Origin of the sequence: Rhodococcus sp. 4CII, assembly GCF_014256275.1 — a bacterium.
In the GTDB taxonomy this organism is placed as follows: Bacteria; Actinomycetota; Actinomycetes; order Mycobacteriales; family Mycobacteriaceae; genus Rhodococcus_F; species Rhodococcus_F wratislaviensis_A.
In genome coordinates this window covers 1,052,158-1,070,185 of the sequence record NZ_JACCFE010000002.1, presented here as the reverse complement: position 1 = coordinate 1,070,185, position 18,028 = coordinate 1,052,158, and the positions used below count along the sequence as shown (strand labels likewise).

The 18,028-nt window shown below is 67.5% G+C and carries 16 protein-coding genes; 12 read left to right on the top strand and 4 right to left on the bottom strand.

The window, feature by feature from the left end; all coding sequences use genetic code 11:
- The first annotated feature begins 114 nt into the window (after nucleotides 1-114).
- The 7 genes from rpsM to H0B43_RS05925 all read left to right on the top strand — a co-directional run bounded on the left by rpsM (nucleotide 115) and on the right by H0B43_RS05925 (nucleotide 4,821).
- Nucleotides 115-489 carry a 30S ribosomal protein S13 gene (gene rpsM / locus H0B43_RS05955; RefSeq protein WP_005239677.1) on the top strand — a complete coding sequence of 125 codons (375 nt, stop codon included), beginning with the start codon at nucleotides 115-117 and terminating at the stop codon, nucleotides 487-489.
- The gene (rpsK, locus tag H0B43_RS05950) at nucleotides 489-902 is read left to right on the top strand and encodes a 30S ribosomal protein S11 (RefSeq protein ID WP_005239680.1); all 414 of its coding nucleotides are present in this window, start codon (nucleotides 489-491) and stop codon (nucleotides 900-902) included. Before rpsM ends, rpsK begins: the two co-directional genes overlap by 1 nt.
- Before the next feature lie 22 nt (nucleotides 903-924).
- Nucleotides 925-1,530, top strand: a complete 606-nt coding sequence (gene rpsD / locus H0B43_RS05945; protein ID WP_005253863.1) for a 30S ribosomal protein S4 — start codon at nucleotides 925-927, stop codon at nucleotides 1,528-1,530.
- 116 nt (nucleotides 1,531-1,646) lie between these two features.
- Entirely contained in the window at nucleotides 1,647-2,708 is a 1,062-nt protein-coding gene (locus tag H0B43_RS05940) for a DNA-directed RNA polymerase subunit alpha (protein WP_005239684.1), read from the top strand.
- Nucleotides 2,709-2,735: 27 nt separating this feature from the next.
- A complete protein-coding gene (gene rplQ / locus H0B43_RS05935) occupies nucleotides 2,736-3,305 on the top strand; it encodes a 50S ribosomal protein L17 (RefSeq protein ID WP_185728881.1) in 570 nt (189 codons plus the stop codon).
- 5 nt (nucleotides 3,306-3,310) lie between these two features.
- Nucleotides 3,311-4,204 (top strand): tRNA pseudouridine(38-40) synthase TruA, encoded by an 894-nt coding sequence (gene truA, locus H0B43_RS05930; RefSeq protein ID WP_185728882.1) that lies wholly within the window; start codon nucleotides 3,311-3,313, stop codon nucleotides 4,202-4,204.
- 50 nt (nucleotides 4,205-4,254) lie between these two features.
- Complete coding sequence (locus H0B43_RS05925) at nucleotides 4,255-4,821, top strand: NADPH-dependent FMN reductase (protein WP_185728883.1); 567 nt, start codon at nucleotides 4,255-4,257, stop codon at nucleotides 4,819-4,821.
- Here the strand turns inward: H0B43_RS05925 and eccE are convergent.
- Nucleotides 4,818-6,479, bottom strand: a complete 1,662-nt coding sequence (gene eccE / locus H0B43_RS05920) for a type VII secretion protein EccE (protein WP_185728884.1) — start codon at nucleotides 6,477-6,479, stop codon at nucleotides 4,818-4,820. The two genes, H0B43_RS05925 and eccE, sit on opposite strands and share 4 nt — an antisense overlap.
- Nucleotides 6,480-6,590: 111 nt before the next feature.
- Between eccE and eccB the strand changes: the two genes are divergently transcribed.
- A complete protein-coding gene (gene eccB / locus H0B43_RS05915; RefSeq protein WP_185728885.1) occupies nucleotides 6,591-8,069 on the top strand; it encodes a type VII secretion protein EccB in 1,479 nt (492 codons plus the stop codon).
- A 10-nt stretch (nucleotides 8,070-8,079) separates the two neighbouring features.
- Here the strand turns inward: eccB and mycP are convergent, their stop codons facing one another.
- Nucleotides 8,080-9,471, bottom strand: coding sequence for a type VII secretion-associated serine protease mycosin (gene mycP, locus H0B43_RS05910; protein ID WP_185728886.1), 1,392 nt, complete (start codon nucleotides 9,469-9,471; stop codon nucleotides 8,080-8,082).
- Nucleotides 9,468-10,940: a type VII secretion integral membrane protein EccD gene (gene eccD, locus H0B43_RS05905; RefSeq protein WP_185728887.1), complete on the bottom strand. Its 1,473-nt coding sequence runs from the start codon at nucleotides 10,938-10,940 to the stop codon at nucleotides 9,468-9,470. The genes mycP and eccD overlap by 4 nt, the downstream gene beginning before the upstream one ends.
- A gap of 279 nt (nucleotides 10,941-11,219) precedes the next feature.
- On the opposite strand from eccD, the gene eccCa reads away from it, so the two are divergent.
- From eccCa to H0B43_RS05885, 4 genes are all read left to right on the top strand, one after another.
- The gene (gene eccCa, locus H0B43_RS05900; protein ID WP_185728888.1) at nucleotides 11,220-15,221 is read left to right on the top strand and encodes a type VII secretion protein EccCa; all 4,002 of its coding nucleotides are present in this window, start codon (nucleotides 11,220-11,222) and stop codon (nucleotides 15,219-15,221) included.
- The gene (locus tag H0B43_RS42785) at nucleotides 15,203-16,633 is read left to right on the top strand and encodes a type VII secretion-associated protein (protein ID WP_185728889.1); all 1,431 of its coding nucleotides are present in this window, start codon (nucleotides 15,203-15,205) and stop codon (nucleotides 16,631-16,633) included. Before eccCa ends, H0B43_RS42785 begins: the two co-directional genes overlap by 19 nt.
- Before the next feature lie 130 nt (nucleotides 16,634-16,763).
- The gene (locus H0B43_RS05890; RefSeq protein ID WP_185728890.1) at nucleotides 16,764-17,081 is read left to right on the top strand and encodes a WXG100 family type VII secretion target; all 318 of its coding nucleotides are present in this window, start codon (nucleotides 16,764-16,766) and stop codon (nucleotides 17,079-17,081) included.
- Between the two features lie 45 nt (nucleotides 17,082-17,126).
- Complete coding sequence (locus H0B43_RS05885; protein WP_185728891.1) at nucleotides 17,127-17,414, top strand: WXG100 family type VII secretion target; 288 nt, start codon at nucleotides 17,127-17,129, stop codon at nucleotides 17,412-17,414.
- A gap of 98 nt (nucleotides 17,415-17,512) precedes the next feature.
- Here the strand turns inward: H0B43_RS05885 and H0B43_RS05880 are convergent, their stop codons facing one another.
- Nucleotides 17,513-17,965, bottom strand: a complete 453-nt coding sequence (locus tag H0B43_RS05880) for an Lrp/AsnC family transcriptional regulator (RefSeq protein WP_185728892.1) — start codon at nucleotides 17,963-17,965, stop codon at nucleotides 17,513-17,515.
- Between the last annotated feature and the right edge of the window lie 63 nt (nucleotides 17,966-18,028).

Genomic DNA, 18,028 nt, shown 5'->3' with positions numbered 1-18,028 from the left:
CCGGGGCCCCACTGAGTTAGTTGAAGCATTGCCGGTCGCGAGACCGCCGACGTTTGAAGAGGCACAGGGGATGGACTGGGAGCAGACCTCCGCACACCGATAGGAAATGCCGACATGGCACGTCTCGCAGGTGTCGATCTTCCCCGTGAAAAGCGGATGGAGATCGCACTTACTTACATCTACGGCATCGGCCGTACCCGCTCCAAGGAGATCCTGGACGCCACCGGCGTCAGCCCGGATCTGCGGAGCAAGGATCTCTCGGACGAGGATCTGGCCAAGCTCCGCGAGTACATCGAGGAGTCGCTGAAGGTCGAGGGTGACCTTCGCCGCGAGGTCCAGGCCGATATCCGACGCAAGATCGAGATCGGCTGCTACCAGGGCCTGCGCCACCGTCGTGGTCTGCCCGTGCGTGGTCAGCGCACCAAGACCAACGCCCGCACCCGTAAGGGTCCGAAGCGCACCATTGCCGGCAAGAAGAAGGCGAAGTAATGCCCCCCAAGTCACGTAGCACCGGTCCGAAGAAGACCCAGAAGGCGCGTCGCAGGGACAAGAAGAACGTCCCGCACGGCGCCGCTCACATCAAGAGCACGTTCAACAACACCATCGTGTCCATCACGGACCCCGCCGGAAACGTGATTTCCTGGGCGTCCTCGGGACACGTCGGCTTCAAGGGTTCGCGCAAGTCGACCCCGTTCGCCGCCCAGCTGGCAGCCGAGAACGCAGCCCGCAAGGCGCAGGAGCACGGTGTCAAGAAGGTCGACGTCTTCGTCAAGGGCCCCGGCTCCGGCCGTGAGACCGCGATCCGCTCGCTTCAGGCCGCAGGCCTCGAGGTCGGCACCATCTCCGATGTCACCCCCCAGCCGCACAACGGCTGCCGTCCGCCCAAGCGGCGTCGGGTCTAGCGGGAAGGATAGGTAGAAAAAAATGGCACGTTATACCGGACCCATCACCCGCAAGTCGCGTCGTCTGCGCGTCGACCTCGTTGGAGGCGACCAGGCGTTCGAGCGTCGTCCCTACCCGCCGGGCCAGCACGGCCGCGCGCGGATCAAGGAGAGCGAGTACCTGCTCCAGCTGCAGGAGAAGCAGAAGGCTCGCTTCACCTACGGCGTCATGGAGAAGCAGTTCCGCCTGTACTACAAGGAGGCGAACAATCGCCCCGGTAAGACCGGTGAGAACCTGCTCCGCATCCTGGAGTCGCGTCTCGACAACGTCGTGTACCGCGCCGGACTGGCTCGCACCCGCCGCCAGGCCCGTCAGCTGGTCACCCACGGCCACCTCCTTGTGAACAACAAGAAGGTCGACATCCCCAGCTACCGCGTCTCCCAGTACGACATCATCGATGTCAAGGAGAAGTCGCTGTCCACGCTTCCCTTCCAGGTTGCGCGCGAGACCCAGGGCGATCGCCCGATCCCGGGTTGGCTGCAGGTTGTCGGTGGACGTCTCCGGGTTCTGGTTCACCAGCTTCCCGAGCGTGCGCAGATCGACGTTCCTCTGCAGGAACAGCTCATCGTCGAGTACTACTCGAAGTAGGCCTCTCGGCCCGTGCGCCTTTCTGGTTGTTTCGACTACCGGAAAGGCGCACGGGCACGAAGCGCCTTTCCCATCGTGGGCGTCAAATAGCGGACGCCCGTACAGGAGGAAATCCAATGCTCATTTCTCAGCGACCCACGCTGACCGAAGAGGTCATCGCTGACAACCGCTCGAAGTTCGTCATCGAGCCCCTCGAGCCAGGCTTCGGGTACACCCTCGGCAACTCGCTCCGTCGCACGCTGCTCTCGTCGATTCCCGGCGCAGCGGTCACGAGCATCCGCATCGACGGCGTTCTGCACGAGTTCACCACAGTTCCCGGTGTGAAGGAAGACGTCACCGACATCATCCTGAACCTCAAGGGGCTCGTCGTGAGCTCCGAAGAGGACGAGCCGGTCACCATGTACGTCCGCAAGCAGGGCCCCGGCGCTGTCACTGCAGGCGACATCGTGCCCCCGGCCGGCGTCACCGTGAACAACCCGGATCTGCACATCGCCACCCTGAACGACAAGGGAAAGCTGGAGATCGAGCTCGTCGTCGAGCGCGGTCGCGGCTACGTTCCCGCCGTCCAGAACAAGGCGTCCGGCGCAGAGATCGGCCGTATCCCGGTCGACTCGATCTACTCGCCGGTGCTCAAGGTCACCTACAAGGTGGAGGCCACCCGCGTCGAACAGCGCACCGACTTCGATCGGCTCGTTCTCGACGTGGAAACCAAGAACTCCATCACCGCTCGGGACGCGCTCGCTTCGGCGGGCAAGACCCTGGTTGAGCTCTTCGGCCTGGCCCGTGAGCTGAACGTCGAAGCAGAAGGCATCGAGATCGGACCCTCGCCCGCCGAGGCCGATCACATTGCTTCGTTCGGACTGCCCATCGAGGACCTGGACCTGACGGTCCGTTCCTACAACTGCCTCAAGCGCGAAGGTGTTCACACCGTCGGTGAGCTTGTCGGCCGTACCGAGTCCGATCTGCTCGACATCCGCAACTTCGGACAGAAGTCCATCGACGAGGTGAAGGTCAAGCTGCATTCGCTCGGCCTGGCCCTCAAGGACAGCCCCGCGTCCTTCGATCCCACCACCGTTGCCGGCTACGACGCCGCCACCGGAACGTGGAGCGACACGGACGCCGGTTCCTTCGGTGATGCCGAGGGCACCGAGGACTACGCCGAGACCGAACAGCTGTAGCTCACGGTCCTTTACTAGGAGATCATCATGCCCAAGCCCAAGAAGGGTGCCCGCTTCGGCGGGTCGGCTTCGCACCAGAAGGCGATCTTCGCCAATCTGGCTACCGCGCTCTTCGAGCACGGCCGCATCACCACCACGGAGTCCAAGGCCAAGGCCCTGCGCCCGTACGCCGAGAAGCTCGTCACGCACGCCAAGGCCGGAACCCTGGCTCACCGTCGCGAGGTTCTGAAGGTCATCCGCAACAAGGATGTCGTGCACACCCTGTTCGCGGAGATCGGCCCGTTCTACGCCGATCGTGACGGCGGCTACACCCGCATCATCAAGACGGTCCCCCGCAAGGGCGACAACGCGCCGATGGCGATCATCGAGCTCGTCAAGGAGAAGACCGTCACCTCCGAGGCCGACCGCGCTCGTCGCGTGAAGGCTTCGCAGGATGCGCCGGCTGCTGCTCCCGCCGAGGAGAACGTCGTCGAGGCCGTCGAGGCCGAGGCTACCGACGCCGAGGTCGAGAACGCTGACGCCGTCGTCGAGGCCATCGAGGACGAGTCCGCCACCGCGGCCGACGCTCCCGAGGCCGAAGAGGCCAAGAAGGACTAGTCCTCTTGGTTTCGGCACACGCTGAATCGAACGAGCCCGTCGTCCCCGAGAGGGACGGCGGGCCCGTTTCGTATGAGACCACCCGGCTCCGGCTGGACATCGCCTACGACGGAACAGATTTCTCCGGGTGGGCCCGCCAGATCGGCCTGCGCACGGTGTGCGGGGAGATCGAGGAGAAACTCGGCGCGGTCCTGCGCACACCGTTGCAGCTCACGGTGGCGGGACGGACGGATGCCGGAGTTCACGCCACCGGTCAGGTGGCGCACGTCGACGTCCCGGTGGACGCCGTGCCGGACGATCCGTCCCGGCTGGTCCGCCGCCTCGCGCGGTTCCTCCCGAAGGATGTGCGCATCACGCGGATCTCGTTCGCGCCGGACCACTTCGACGCGCGGTTCTCCGCGATGCGCAGGCACTACGAGTACCGCCTCACGGCCGCGGCCTACGGTGCCGAACCGCTGCGAGCCCGGGACACCGTGTCGTATCCCAAGGTCCTCGATCTCGAACTCATGCGCGCAGCGTCCGCGACACTGCTGGGACTGCACGACTTCGCGGCGTTCTGCAAACGCCGGGAAGGCGCCACCACGGTCCGCGATCTTCAGCGCTTCGACTGGGAGCGCACCGGCGAGGTGTTCACCGCCTTCGTCAGCGCGGACGCGTTCTGCTGGTCGATGGTGCGCAGTCTCGTCGGCGCCGTTCTCGCGGTGGGGGAGGGCCGCCGCGACCTCGACTGGATCGAAGGTCTGCTCCGTGAGACGTCGCGGTCCAGTTCGATCCTGGTCGCTCCCGCGCACGGACTGTCCCTGGTGCGCGTCGACTACCCGGACGACGCCGACCTGGCCGCACGCAATCGGATCACCCGAGACGTCCGCACCGTGCCGGGCGGCTGCTGCGGGGACTGAAAGGCCGATCGTGCGACAGCACACATCGCCCCGGAAGAAGGAGCCTGTTCATGACCGCAGCCGAGCCCGTCCGGATCGAGATCGTCGTCGGGTCGGTCAGGGTCGGCCGGATCGCCCCGGTCGTGACCCGCTGGTTCGCCGAACGCGCCCGCGCCCACCCGGGACTCGACGTCGGGATCATCGATCTGGCCGACACGCCGTTGCCGCAGGATCTCGGCGCATCCCCGGCCACGGAAGAGTTCCGGGAACGGGTGGGGCGAGCCGACGCGTTCGTGATCGTCACATCCGAGTACAACCACGGATACCCGGCAGCGCTCAAGACCGCGTTCGACAGCGTCAAACACGAATGGCGCACGAAGCCCATCGGATTCGTGTCCTACGGCGGATTGTCCGGCGGCCTGCGAGCGACCGAACAACTGCGTCAGGTGGTGGCCGAACTCCACATGGTGTCGGTGCGGCAGAGCGTGAGTTTCCACCAGGTGCGCAAGAGATTCGACGACGCGGGGCAGACTTCGGACGGCGCCGCCGCCGACTCGGCGGACCGCATGCTCGCGGAGTTGGTGTGGTGGGCCGACGCCACACGAGGCCAGCGTGCACGCATCCCGTATCCGGGTTAGTGCAGATGCGCGGGCTGATACTCGTCGACAGCGCGGGGCCGTCCGATGAACGCCGTCTCGGACGAGATGGTGACCAGCATCAGTTCGATGCTCGTGCCGCCGGTCGACAGCAGGATGCGGTCGCCCATCGCGTCCGGCTGGACGATGGACAGGTCCGGCTCGGCGCCGGGCCACTGACTGGGCTCCCCGTACAGGTAGATGGCAGTGACGCCGGCACGGGGCGGTAGCGCGTCGACGCCGTCGAACACGACGGTGTTGAAGCTGTTGTCGGACTGCGGATTGTGACCGGCGATGCGAAGCCGGTCGGGTGTGGCGATGGAATCGATCAGCGAAGACCACGTCTCGGGCCGGTCGGTGTGGATGAGCACGCGCGCACCGGTGGCGATGGCACGGAACACCAGTTGCTGGGCGAGATACAACTCGCCCGCCACGTAGACCATGCCGACGCCGGGACCCGCGATCCGGGCGGTGACTCCGTGGCCGTAGTCGTCGGAGCCGATGAGCTGTCCGCACCCCGCCGGGGGCAGGTGGAGAGCACCCAGTCTTTCCGCGGGGAAGTCGGACAACGGCATCGCGCCGTCGAGCTCCGACACGGCGATCGGAAGATTGGACAGCAGTCCGTCGCGCTGACGGCCCTGCATCGAGACGAGCCCGGGAATCGTGAGCGGTTCGGGCATTGTCCGAGTGGTCAGCCGGCAGGACGCACCGACCTTCACGTGCCCGGCGTTCCCGCTGGGGCGGATCCGGATCGTCACGGTGGTGCCGAGGCTCGACGGTACCCAGAGCTTCGCGAGCAGATCCTTCGTGAGGTACCGCGGGTCGACGCCGTAGCCGGTGTTGCGGACCCCGGGGAGCGGCGCGTGATTCCACGTCTCCTCGAAGGTATTCGGATCGACGCCCCGACTGATCTGCAGTGCAGCGGATTCGATTTCCGGCGCGGTGAGAATGCGGGCCCGGCAGCCCGAGTCGGTGAGTGCCCGCACCACCCGGCTCGCCGCGATCGTGATCGCGCGGCAGGCGCCGGCTTCGCCGCCACCACGCCGGGCCACGGCGGCGACGCTCCCGGTGGCGTCGAATCGCAGGGCGAGCCACACCATTCGGGTTGCGGTCGCCGGCAACGGACCCACCAGCCTGTCGTACACATCGGTGGCCGGCGTGCCGGCAGCGGCACGGTAGCCGTGGCTGACGATGTCGATTCCGCTCAGCGAGATGTCGTGCTGCACGAGGCATGCGGCGAGCGCCTCGGTGGGAAGGGCGTGCGTCGTCTGGAAACCGTCGCGGGTGATCTGCGTGAGGCTCCCCGCGGGCGGCAGGACCTCGACGACGGCTACCACGCTCCCACCGTCCCAGCGCAGCCCGACGGACTGCCCTGTCTGCGACTGGAAGCTGACGGTCCGCGACTGCGCCCGGCCGGGCGCAGTGAAGTACCGCCACGCGGTCCGGGCCCAGTCGACACTCGACCAACCGCCCACGCGGATCAGCGCGGCAAGGACGAGGACGCCGGCAGCGGCGACGGCTCCCCACCACACGAGCCCGCACAGCGAGGCCGTGACCCCGCCTCCCACTCCCAGAAGCTGCGCAATGACAATGTCGTTCGCCGACAACCGGAATGACGACAACCGGCGTGACGACGGTCGTGTGGCGCGCGAGCGGTTCATGGTTCCTCCCCCGAATACCTGAACCCGGCGGACCCATACCCGTCCACCGTGAAGACTGTCGATCGAACTGTATCGTCTCCCCCGAGCGCAGCGCGGCACGGGGGAGGAACAATGGCGGTAACACCCACTACTCGGTGGCAGGTCAACGGGTATCGTTTTCTGGTCAGGCGGTTGGAGCACGCTCTGGTGCGCCGCGACGTCCGAATGTTGCACGACCCGATGCGGTCACAGTCGCGCGCACTCGTGGTGGGGGTCGTGATCGCGTCGCTTGCACTCGCCGCGTGTGCCGGGCTGGCCCTCTTCCGCCCGCAGGACAAGATCGGCGACGCATCGATCGTCGTCGGGAAGGATTCCGGCGCGATGTTCGTCGTCATGGGCGACACGCTCCGTCCCGTCCTGAATCTCGCGTCCGCCCGGCTCATCGTCGGAAAGTCCGAGAATCCGGTGATCGTCAAGGAATCCGAACTCGACACACGTCCCCGCGGTGCCCTCGTGGGAATCCCCGGTGCGCCGTCGGCGCTGCCGCCCGGAGACCCCGCGGCGAAGACCCCGTGGACGGTGTGCGATTCGATCGGAGCCGACGGAAATCGCTCCGTCACAACATCGGTCATCGTCGGCGAGACGGAGGGCTCCGAGGGCGGCGGGCCCCTTGGCGGAGGTCAGGCGCTGCTCGCGTCGACGTCCGACGCGTCGTACCTCATCTATGGCGGCAAGCGAGCCAGGATCGACCTCGACGACCCGGCGGTCACCCGGGCGCTCGGCCTCGAGGGGGCGCGCCCGCGCCCGGTGAGCAAGGGCCTCGTCAACGCCGTCCCCGAAGTGCCGCCGCTCGCGGCGCCCGACATCCCGGGGGCCGGGGGCAGCCCCCGGTATCCGCTGCAGGACAAAGTGGTGGGATCCGTCTTCCAGGTGCTGATCGGCTCCGAGACCACCCACTACGTGGTACTGCGCGACGGAATCCAGAAGATCAGTTCGGCCGTCGCGAACCTGATCTTCCTGTCCGACTCGCACGGCGACACCGAGATGTCGAGCATCGCGCCCGACGCCACCAAACGGATCCCCTCCGTCGAACAAATTGCGGTGGACAGCTTCCCGGAGTCGGCGCCGACGATCGTCGATGCCACCGACAGGCCCATCAGCTGCCTGTCCTGGAAGCCTCTCCGGGCTCCGGACGAGACCGGATCGAGCGGTCCGGCGGCCGAACTGTCGCTGATGGCGGGACGGACGCTCCCGATTCCCGGTGACGCCCGCGCTGTCGAGCTGGCCCAAGCGGACGGCACGGGTGACAACGCGGACTCGGTGTACGTGCAACCGGGCACAAGCGGTTTCGTACAGTCCACCGGCATCGAGCCCACCGGCACCCGACGGGACAGCACCTTCTTCGTCGCGGACACGGGGGTCCGGTTCGGTATCCCGGACGGTGACTCCGCCAAGGCGCTGGGTCTCGACGGTGCCCAGCCCCTGGCGCCCTGGCAGATTCTCGGCCTGCTGGCGCAGGGTCCGTCGCTGGGGAAGTCGTCGGCGCTCGTCGCACACGACGGGGTCGCGCCGGACCTCGACCCCGCCGCCGTCGCGTCGGGGTCCAACTGAGCCGGTTCGGTCAGCGCCGATCTGGCGCGGACCGGAAACGGCGGCGGAGTGGGAACGACGCCAGGACGCCGAGCACGAGCAGCGCACCCAGCGTTCCGGTGGCGGCCACCGCGATGTCGCGCGGGCGACGATCCGGCGGAGCCGGGGCCGGGAGCGCCTCGATCGCCACGGAATTGGACTGATCGACAGCGGCGCCGTCGGGGAGAACGTCGACGGTGACCGCGGCCAGCGGATCGATGATCCCGTGCCCGACCGACGGATTCCATCCCTCCGCCGGTGCGTGCGCGGTGGCTTCGATCCGGGTCATGACCTGTTGCGCGGACAGTTGCGGGAACCGCGAACGGACCAGCGCCACAGTCGCCGAGACGTACGGGGCCGCGAAACTTGTTCCCCGCACCGGCTCCGCATTGCCCTGTGCGCCGTACACCGTATTGGTCAGGTCGCCGGTGGTCGGGTGCAGCGATGTCAGACCGGATCCCGGGGCTGCGACGTCGACCCAGGGACCGGCCAGGCTGAAGTCGCTCGGTGACCCGTTCGCCTCGACAGATCCGACGGTCAGCACGTAGTCGTCGTACCAGGCGGGACTGGCGATGGTGCTGACGGAATCCCACGGATCGGCGCCGGGGCGGAGGGGGTCGAGTGCAGGATTCTGAATCTTGCATTCTGCGGAACCGAAGTTGCCCGCCGCCGCGACGACCACGGCGTTGCGCACCGTGACGGCATACTTCACGGCCGACCCCAGATACCGATCGCCACTGCCGATTCCCTCGGCGGCGGTCTTGCACGCGACCTCGGAGATATTGATGACGGTCGCGCCCATGTCGGCTGCACGCCGGATCGCCGTTGCCATCGTCGCCACGTTGCCGTATCCGCCGACCGAGTTGCCGGCGTTGTCGACCTGATCGGTTTGGCCCGCGGCACTGTACGCGCTGCTCGACTGGCGGATGGACAGGATCCGGGAATCCGGTGCACCACCGGAGAAGCCGGAGCCGGGCACCTGCGCTGCGCCGATCAGCCCGGCGACGAGCGTGCCGTGCGCGTCGCAATCGACCGTGCCGGTCTCGGTTCCCACGAGGTCACCACCGTCCATGAGTCCGCGCAGCCGGGGGTGCCGCGAGACGCCGGTGTCGATCACCGCAACGATCTGACCGGCGCCCCGGCTTATCGGCCAGACCGACTGAAAGTCGAGGTCACGCTGGGCGGCCGGGACGTCGGGGCCGTCCGGTACGCGTACCGCATCTTTGCAGGGCCGCCGCTTCTCGACCTTCGTTCCGTCCTTGGGTGGAAGAAGACCGACGTCGATGGGGGCGGGGACCACCGCGGCCGCCCCACCCTGGCCCGCGGCGGCGCTGACCGCCACGATCGCAGTGGCCAGGACGACGCGGGTGACGCGGAGCCTCACAGTCCGCGCATCAGCGAGTAGAGGCCGGTCACCCAGCACACGAGCGGCACGATCGACGCGATCACCGCGAGATCGACGAGTTCCGCGCCCCGCCGCATCACGGGCGAGAACGTCTGGCGTGGGGCGATGATGCCCAGCACCAGCGCACCGACGGCGAACATGATCGCGACGGCGAACGACCCGATCGCGAAGTCGGGCAGGGCAGCGGCCGTCGCGGTGAGCAGCAGCACCGCGATCGTGACACCGCCCGCGATCAGCGGTACGGCCTGTTCGGCGCTGCTGTACGTGCGTCCCCGGAACGTCAGGACGGTCGCGGTCGCGACGGCGAGTGACAGCCCGGGCCAGAAGATTCCGTCGTGCACGCCGGGTTGCGCGGCGAGGACTGAACCGGTCACGGCGAGTGCTGTCATCGCGCCGACCAGGCCTGTGAGGTATTTGCGGGCCCGCGCCGCTCGTTGGGCGAGAGCGTCGAACGACGGCATCGTGACCTCGTCGTCCGGGTCGTCCTCGGACGGGTCGACCGAGGTGCCCGGGGCCGGGACGGGGGGTAGCGGAAGCTTTGCCAGCAGGATTGCCACCCGGGCCGAGAAGGTGAGTCCGGTCAGCGCGGCTGCCACGACCCCGGCCCCGACGGCGGACACCGGAGTGCCGAACAGTGTCGCGGCGAGTGCGGCGAACGAGCCGAACAACGAGGTCACCGACAGAGCGGTGAACGTGCGCAGTCCGACCCCGCCGAGTCGCAACGCCAGGACGGCGGTGGTTCCAGCCAGGGCCAGTCCGAGAAGAAAATGGGGAGCGCCGAGTTCGCCGGGCACGAACAGCATCCCCGCGGTGAACGAGAGTGGCACTGCGCATCCGCTGAGCACGACGGAACCGGGCGCGTCGCCGTAGATCCGGCCCGTAACCGCGCCGGCGATCAGGAACAGGATCGCCGTCGCCAGCGCACAACCGGCACCGAGGAATCCCCCCGTCCCGGCCCCGGACCACAGCAGCGCGAACGCGCCGGCCCCGGTGCCGAGGACGGCGGCCACGGAGCCCACGACCCGAGCCGAACCGCGGGTCCACTCCCGGTCGTCCTCGGCGTCGGCGATCGCGACGTTGTACATGATGTCGTCGAACAGCGGCGGCGGCGCGGCGGCATGCACGCTCTGCAGAACGAGCAGATCACCGTCGCGGATTCCGTGCTCGTGCAACGTCAACGTGGTCGAGAGCGGCGAATGGCCGATCTTCGCGAGAACCCACTCGCTGGGCTCGTACTGCTCGAGCGAATCGTCAAAGTCGTTGGTGCTGCGGTGGGTGTGGATCGTGTCGACGATTCCCGGGACGAGAATGGCCAGCGGCACGCCGAACGGCACCGCCATGTCGACTTGTGAATGCGCCGACAGCACGGTGATCCGGCACAGATCTGCTGCGGCGCCGGGACGGGTGGACGAGGCGGAGCCCCGCGATTCGTCATGGGTGATGGACACTGGCGATTCCCCCAACTCTGCGACGCACAACCCCATCTGCGCCGTTACGACACCGATCGACGACCGGCCACGGATCGTCATCCGATTTTGCTGTCCGACCTTACGACATCCGCGGGTGCCGCCTCCAGTGTCCGGCGGGGCCCGGACCTTCCGTATGCCCGACCGCCCGTCATGGGTTACTGTCTGACTTCGCGGATCAGCCCAGGGGGGCGACCCGGACTTCCGGGTCGGATCGGCTGCATGGTTTTTCGGGGCGGTTGTAGTCATGGGGGGCAGCTGGTGAGCACTATTCGGTTCGTGCGCAGGGCGCGACGAGAGGTACCACGTATTCCGGGCGGCGAAGTGAGCCTGCAACCGCCGCCCGAGATTCCGCGCCTCGTTCCGGGAAACCTGCTGACCAAACTTCTTCCCCTGGTCATGGTCGTCGCGATGGTCGGGATGATGGCCCTGATGTTCACGTCGGGCATGGCGCGCAATCCGATGTCGATGCTGTTTCCCGTCATGATGATGGTGTCGATGCTCGGCATGCTGGCGGGCGGTGGCCGCGGCGGCCCGAAAGCCGCCGAGGCCAACGAGGACCGCAAGGACTACCTGCGTTACCTGGACCAACTGCGCCGCGACATCACCGAGACCGGTGAGCAGCAGCGCAAGGCGCTCGACTGGAGTCACCCCGAGCCGGGTCTGTTGTGGACTCTTGCGGGCACCGCGCGCATGTGGGAGCGCCGGATCACCGATCCCGACTACTGCCATGTGCGCGTCGGGCGGGGAAGCCAGCGCCTTGCGACCCGCCTCATCGCACCGGAGACAGGTCCCGTGGAGGATCTGGAACCGGTTGCCGCGGTGTCGCTTCGACGCTTCGTCCGTGCGCATTCCGTCGTTCAGGATCTGCCCACGGCGGTGTCGCTGCGCGGCTTCGCCGCGGTCTCGGTGGAGGGGAACCGTGGTACGGCACGGTCGTTGGTGCGGTCGATGCTGATGCAGTTGTGCGCGTTTCACGGTCCGGACAATCTCCTGGTCGCGGTCGTGTGCGGCCCCGACACCCAGCACGAGTGGGACTGGGCCAAGTGGTTGCCGCACGCGCAACACCCGGAGTCGTTCGACGGCGTCGGTTCCTCTCGCATGATCTACGGATCGGTCCTCGAACTCGAATCCGCGCTCGGTCCGCAGCTGTCGATGCGAAACCGGTTCTCACGCAACGCCCCCGCGGTCCCCGGTGTCCCGCAGTTCGTCATCGTCGTCGACGGTGGGATCCTCGAGGGTGAATCGGGGATGATCACGGATGGCGGGGTGGACTCGGTCACCGTTCTCGACATCAGTGGCTTCTGCCCCCGGCTGACGACCACGCGCGGACTCCAGTTGGTGGCGCAGGAGGGAGCGCTCGGCGCCCGCAGCGGAACCGGTGTGGAGATGTTCGCGACAGCCGACCTCGTCAGCGACCATCAGGCGGAAACGCTGGCCCGGCGCCTCGCGCCGTACCGGACGGCATCGCAGTCGGCGGTGGATGCCGGCGACGACGAACAGCCGGTGCAGTCGTGGAGCCAGATGCTGGGGATCGGTGACGTCGGCCGACTCAACCCGGATCACGCGTGGCTGCCCCGCCACGGGCGTGACCGGCTGCGGGTGCCGATCGGTGTCGGCGTGGACGGTCATCCGGTGGAGATCGACCTCAAGGAGTCCGCCGAGAACGGGATGGGCCCGCACGGTCTGTGCATCGGAGCGACCGGGTCGGGTAAGTCGGAATTCCTGCGGACGCTGGTACTCGGCCTGATCGCGACGCATTCGCCGGACGCGCTCAACCTCGTCCTCGTCGACTTCAAGGGCGGCGCCACGTTCCTCGGCCTCGACGAGGCACCGCACGTCGCAGCGGTGATCACCAACCTGGCCGAGGAACTGGCCATGGTCGACCGGATGCGGGACGCGCTCGCAGGCGAGATGAACCGCCGCCAGGAACTCCTGCGCTCCTCCGGGAACTTCGCGAATGTCACCGAGTACGAGAAGGCACGCCAGGCGGGCGCCGACCTCGACCCTTTGCCCGCGTTGTTCATCGTCGTCGACGAGTTCTCCGAACTGCTCAGTCAGCAGCCCGAGTTCGCGGATCTCTTCGTCGCCATCGGCCGACTCGGCCGGTCGCTGCACATCCACCTGCTGCTGGCGAGCCAGAGGCTCGAAGAGGGCAAACTGCGTGGGCTCGACAGCCATCTGTCCTACCGGATCGGTCTGAAGACGTTCTCGGCCAACGAATCGCGCACCGTGCTCGGCGTTCCGGACGCCTACCACCTGCCGGCGACGCCGGGCGCCGCATACCTCAAATGCGATTCCGCAGAGATCGTCCGCTTCCAGGCCTCGTACGTGTCCGGCACCTACGAGGGCAGCCGCATCGACACCGTGCAACGGCCGGGTGCGACCGCGGTCGAGTTGCGCCCCAAGGTATTCACGGCCACACCCGTCGCGGTGGATCCCGTCGACGTCCGCGACGAACCACAGTCACTCCACCTGACCGAGGAGACGACGGAGACCCGGACCACCATCGACGTCGTGGTGGAGCGGATCAAGGGTCGTGGACCGAGCGCCCACGAGGTGTGGCTCCCGCCGCTCGACGCCGCGCCGACCCTCGACCAGATGCTGCCGAGGTCGGTTCTCACCGAACCGGTTCCCGCACTGAGCTCGCTGCGGGCGCCGATCGGGATCGTCGACCGGCCCTACGACCAGCGGCGCGACCTTCTCGTCGTGGACCTGTCGGGGTCCACCGGCAACATGGCGGTGGTCGGTGGTCCGCAATCCGGCAAGTCGACAGCGATCCGAACGCTCATCACCTCGCTGGCCGCTACACATTCCGCGGAGCAGGTGCAGTTCTACTGCCTCGACTTCGGTGGCGGCACGCTCGCCGGCCTCTCGGGACTGCCGCACGTCGGTTCGGTCGCCAACCGGCTCGACGTCGACCGGGTGCGTCGCACCATCGCCGAGATGAACACCCTCGTGCGTCAGCGTGAGCAGCGCTTCCGTGAGCTCGGGGTCGAGTCGATGGCCGAGTTCCGGCGACTGCGCGCGAGCGACCCCGGCAGCGGTGGCGCGGCGGCCGGGGTGGCGCAGGATCCATTCGGAGACGTCTTTGTCGTCATCGACGGTTTCGGCAGCATCCGCCAGGATTTCGAGGCCCTCGAGCAGCAGATCACCAACCTTGCATCCCAGGGGCTGTCCTACGGCGTGCACGTCGTGCTCACCGCCTCACGCTGGGGCGAGGTTCGGCCCGCTCTCAAGGATCAACTCGGCACGCGGATCGAGCTGCGCCTCGGTGACCCCTCGGATTCCGACCTCGGGCGCAAGACTGCGGCACTGGTTCCCGAAGGCCGGCCCGGACGCGGCATGACCCGCGACGGCCTGCACCTGCTCATCGGCTTGCCGAGGTTCGACGGAAATTCGGAGCCGACCGACCTGGCATCAGGTGTGGCGCACGCAGTATCGGTCGTCGCTGCCGCATCGCACGGCCGGCCCGCTCCGGCAGTGCGAATGCTGCCTGCCCGGATCGACCGCGAGGACCTGCTGCATGCCGCCGGGTCGTGGCCGTCGTACCTCGACCCCGCGCAGGCATCTCTGCAGATTCCGATCGGTCTCGACGAAGCCGAACTCGCACCGACGTTCCTGAACTTCGCCGAGCAGCCGCACTTCCTGGTGTTCGGCGACACCGAATGCGGGAAGACGACGCTCCTCCGGAACATCTGCGAGGGCATCATGGCGTCGAACACGGGCAAACAGGCGAAGATCATTCTCGGCGACTACCGGCGCACGATGCTCGGTGTCGTGGAAACGGAGCACCTGGCGTCGTACGCGCCGTCCGCGGACGTACTCACGAGGAACATGAACGACCTCGCGATCCTGCTGCAGGGGCGCATGCCGGGCCCCGACTTCAATCGTCAGCAGCAGCGCGACCGGTCCTGGTGGACGGGGCCCGAAGTCTTCGTCGTCATCGACGATTACGACCTCGTCGTGACCTCGAGCGGCAACCCCGTCGCTGCGATCGTCGAATTCCTGCCCCACGCCCGCGACATCGGATTCCATCTGATCATCGCGCGACGATCCGGCGGTGCGGCACGGGCCATGTACGAGCCGGTCATCGCGCGCCTGCGTGATCTGCAATCGACGGGCCTCGTGATGAGCGGCAACAGGGAAGAGGGCAACCTCATCGGGACCGTGCGCCCGAGCGCGATGCCTCCCGGGCGCGGAACGCTGGTCAACCGTTCGGGTACCGGCCTGATCCAGCTCGCGTGGATGCCCCCGCTGTGACGTCGTCGGTCGCGATTCATCTCACCGAATCCGGCATTTGGTCCTGCGCGCAGGGTGTGACGACGGCGATTCGCGAGATGACGCCGCTCTACTTCGTCGACGACGAGTACATCGATGTCGACGGCGGTGTTCTCGCGGTGTCCGACGCCCTGACCGCGGTGTTGCGGTCCGCGATCGGCGTCGACGGGGAGTCGGCGCCGATCGCGACGGCGGTACTGTCCTGCCCCTCGGAATGGGGTTCCGCACGGCGGAGTGTGCTCTCGGATGCGGGTGCGCGCGTTGCCGCCGGCGTGGTGCTTGTTCCCGTGGCCGTGGCGGCGGCCGAGAGCATCGCGACGCCCGCCGGACGATGGCTGGTGGTGGAAAGCCGGACCGTGGGCGCGACCGCCAGTTACGTGGTCGGCGAGGTCGGCGGATACCGGGTGGCCGAGTGTGAGCACGATTCGTCGGTCTGCGCCGACGAGGGAATCGAGAAGTGGGGGGCGGCGGTCGCGGAACTCGTCATCCGGGCTCGTGGTGACCGTCGCGTCGACGGAATTCTGCTGACGGGAATCGACGATTCGCGGGAGGTTCCGTCGATGCGGGACGCCGTGGCCGCATCCGTCGAACCGGCCGCCGATATCCGGGTCGTCACCGGCGAAGAGATCGCGCGCGCCCTCGCGTCGGGCCTGCCCGAGGCGGTGGGGGCGCCCCCGGTGATGGCGGTGCCGCAGGCGAACTGGCTCGAGCCGGCGCTGCAACGATCCGAACAGGACGGCCGGCGGCACGTGCGGCCGACCCTCTTCGCGGTGGCGGCGGTGCTGGCCGTCGTCGTCGGAGCGGTTCTCGTCTTCACTCTCCGGGGCCCCGATTCCGGCGCCGAATCCGTCCGTGCGCTCGACGCGAGTGCGGTACCGGTAGCGGCGCCCACGCCGACAACGACGTTCGGGCTACCCCGGACGACCACGACGACGACCACGGCAACGGCCGCGGCCGGGACGGACCTCGAAGTCGGCGGCCTTCGGGTGACACTGCCCGGCGGCTGGACACAGCGGGTAAACGGGGCGTCGGCTCCGTCCGGAGCCCGCGTGGAACTGGTGCCTTCCGGCGGGGCCGACAGGCGAATCATCATCACGCAGAACGCGGTTCGCGAGGGCGCCGGCTACGACGAGGTGGCGGCGACGCTCGCGGCGAAGATTGCGCAACGCGGCCGCCCGGGGCTGTTCAGGGAACTCGAGCGCGACGTCGTGTTCGGCGGCAGGCCGGGGATCTCGTACAGCGAGTTTCCCGACGAGAGTTCGGCCGTGAGGTGGCATGTCCTCATCGAGCGAGACCTCCAGGTGAGCGTCGGCTGCCAGTTCCTGACCGAGGAGTGGGAGTCGATCGAGAGCGCGTGCGAAGAGGTCGTGCGGTCGCTGGTGATCGTTCGGTGACTCCACCCGCGGCGCCGGAAAATCTTCCACGGTGGTGGAACCGATTGGGCAGTTGATGCGTCCAATCTTGTGTAGGGGTGAATCGGGCAGTCCAGTGGGGGCCGCCGCACCGAGAATAGAAGGAGTCACGATGGCGGGAGTAGTAACCGATGTCGGCCAGATGGAGGTCGCGGCCAATCATGTTCAGACGGTGAACAGCCAGCTGCAGGGCACGATCAACAGTCTCAAGGGTCGTTGCGAGGAGTCGTCGTCGGCGTGGCAGGGTGGAGCGCAGACGGCCTTCATGGAGCTGATGGCTCGTTATGGAGATGCTTCGCGCCGGATGCAGGACTCGCTCGACGAGATCGCGGTGAAGATCCGCGAGAACGGTAAGGGTTACGACGCCGCCGAGCAGGCCAACCAGGATGCGATCCATTCGGCCGGCGCCTCGGGATCGCTCGACATCTAGCGCCGGCGCGCCGAGAACACTCACGAAGCTCGAGGGGAGCACCGAATGTCTTCATTGAAGTATGGATTTGCCGAGTTGCAGGCGCTGGCCAGCGACATCAAGTCGAACGAAGCGAAGCTGCGCGAAACGCACGACGAGCTCCAGGGTTACGTCAACGGACTCGTGGCGCAGTGGGAGAGCGGGGCGCGGGACAACTACCAAGCCGTGCAGGCGAAGTGGGACCGTGCTCACGAGGATCTGCTTCAGGTTCTGCAGACGATCGCGAAGGTCGTCCAGGACGGTGCCCTCGACATGCAGACTGCCGAGGACCGGAACGCCACGGCGTGGCTCTGATCATTGCGTAACACTGAGTGCCCCGGCAATCCACGGTTGCCGGGGCACACTGGGTCCACTCCCGGTGCGACGGGCGGGAATCAGTCGGCGGGCGGGAATCAGTCGACGGGCGGTATCAGCCTGCTGAGGACGACGCTGCTCTTGGTCTGCAGCACCGCGGGCTCGGACCGCAGATTCTCCAGTGTTCGTTCGAGGTGTGCTGTGTCGGTGGTGCGGACGCGGAGCAGGGCGTTGGCGTCGCCGGTGACGGTGTACGCCTCCTGGACCTCGGTGTGGCGAGACACGATCCGTGCGATCTCGACGGCCGAGGTGCGCCCACTGCAGTACAACTCGACGAATACCTCGACGCCCTGGCCGAGGGCCCGGGGATCGAGCGCCGCATGAAAGCCGGTGATCACACCGGACTCGACCAACCGGTCGACGCGGCGCTTCACGGCGGGCGCGGACAGCCCGACGTCCGCGCCGATGGTGGCGAAGCTGGACCGTGCGTTGCGCTCCAGCCGCGCAACGATCCGTCGATCGAGGACGTCCATGCGCAACGAATCATCCATGTGATGGAACGCTAGCGCATTGATCAGGGTTTTTGTCGGGTGGATACTGATCTCACCGACACG

Bases quoted from the DNA above. Each gene is read 5' to 3' on its own strand.
- H0B43_RS05890 (WP_185728890.1), top strand. From the start codon at position 16,764: ATGGCGGGAGTAGTAACCGATGTCGGCCAGATGGAGGTCGCGGCCAAT.
- H0B43_RS05940 (WP_005239684.1), top strand. From the start codon at position 1,647: ATGCTCATTTCTCAGCGACCCACGCTGACCGAAGAGGTCATCGCTGAC.
- rpsD (WP_005253863.1), top strand. From the start codon at position 925: ATGGCACGTTATACCGGACCCATCACCCGCAAGTCGCGTCGTCTGCGC.
- rpsK (WP_005239680.1), top strand. From the start codon at position 489: ATGCCCCCCAAGTCACGTAGCACCGGTCCGAAGAAGACCCAGAAGGCG.
- H0B43_RS05880 (WP_185728892.1), bottom strand. From the start codon at position 17,965: ATGGATGATTCGTTGCGCATGGACGTCCTCGATCGACGGATCGTTGCG.
- rpsM (WP_005239677.1), top strand. From the start codon at position 115: ATGGCACGTCTCGCAGGTGTCGATCTTCCCCGTGAAAAGCGGATGGAG.
- rplQ (WP_185728881.1), top strand. From the start codon at position 2,736: ATGCCCAAGCCCAAGAAGGGTGCCCGCTTCGGCGGGTCGGCTTCGCAC.
- H0B43_RS05885 (WP_185728891.1), top strand. From the start codon at position 17,127: ATGTCTTCATTGAAGTATGGATTTGCCGAGTTGCAGGCGCTGGCCAGC.
- eccB (WP_185728885.1), top strand. From the start codon at position 6,591: ATGGCGGTAACACCCACTACTCGGTGGCAGGTCAACGGGTATCGTTTT.
- eccE (WP_185728884.1), bottom strand. From the start codon at position 6,479: ATGAACCGCTCGCGCGCCACACGACCGTCGTCACGCCGGTTGTCGTCA.
- H0B43_RS05925 (WP_185728883.1), top strand. From the start codon at position 4,255: ATGACCGCAGCCGAGCCCGTCCGGATCGAGATCGTCGTCGGGTCGGTC.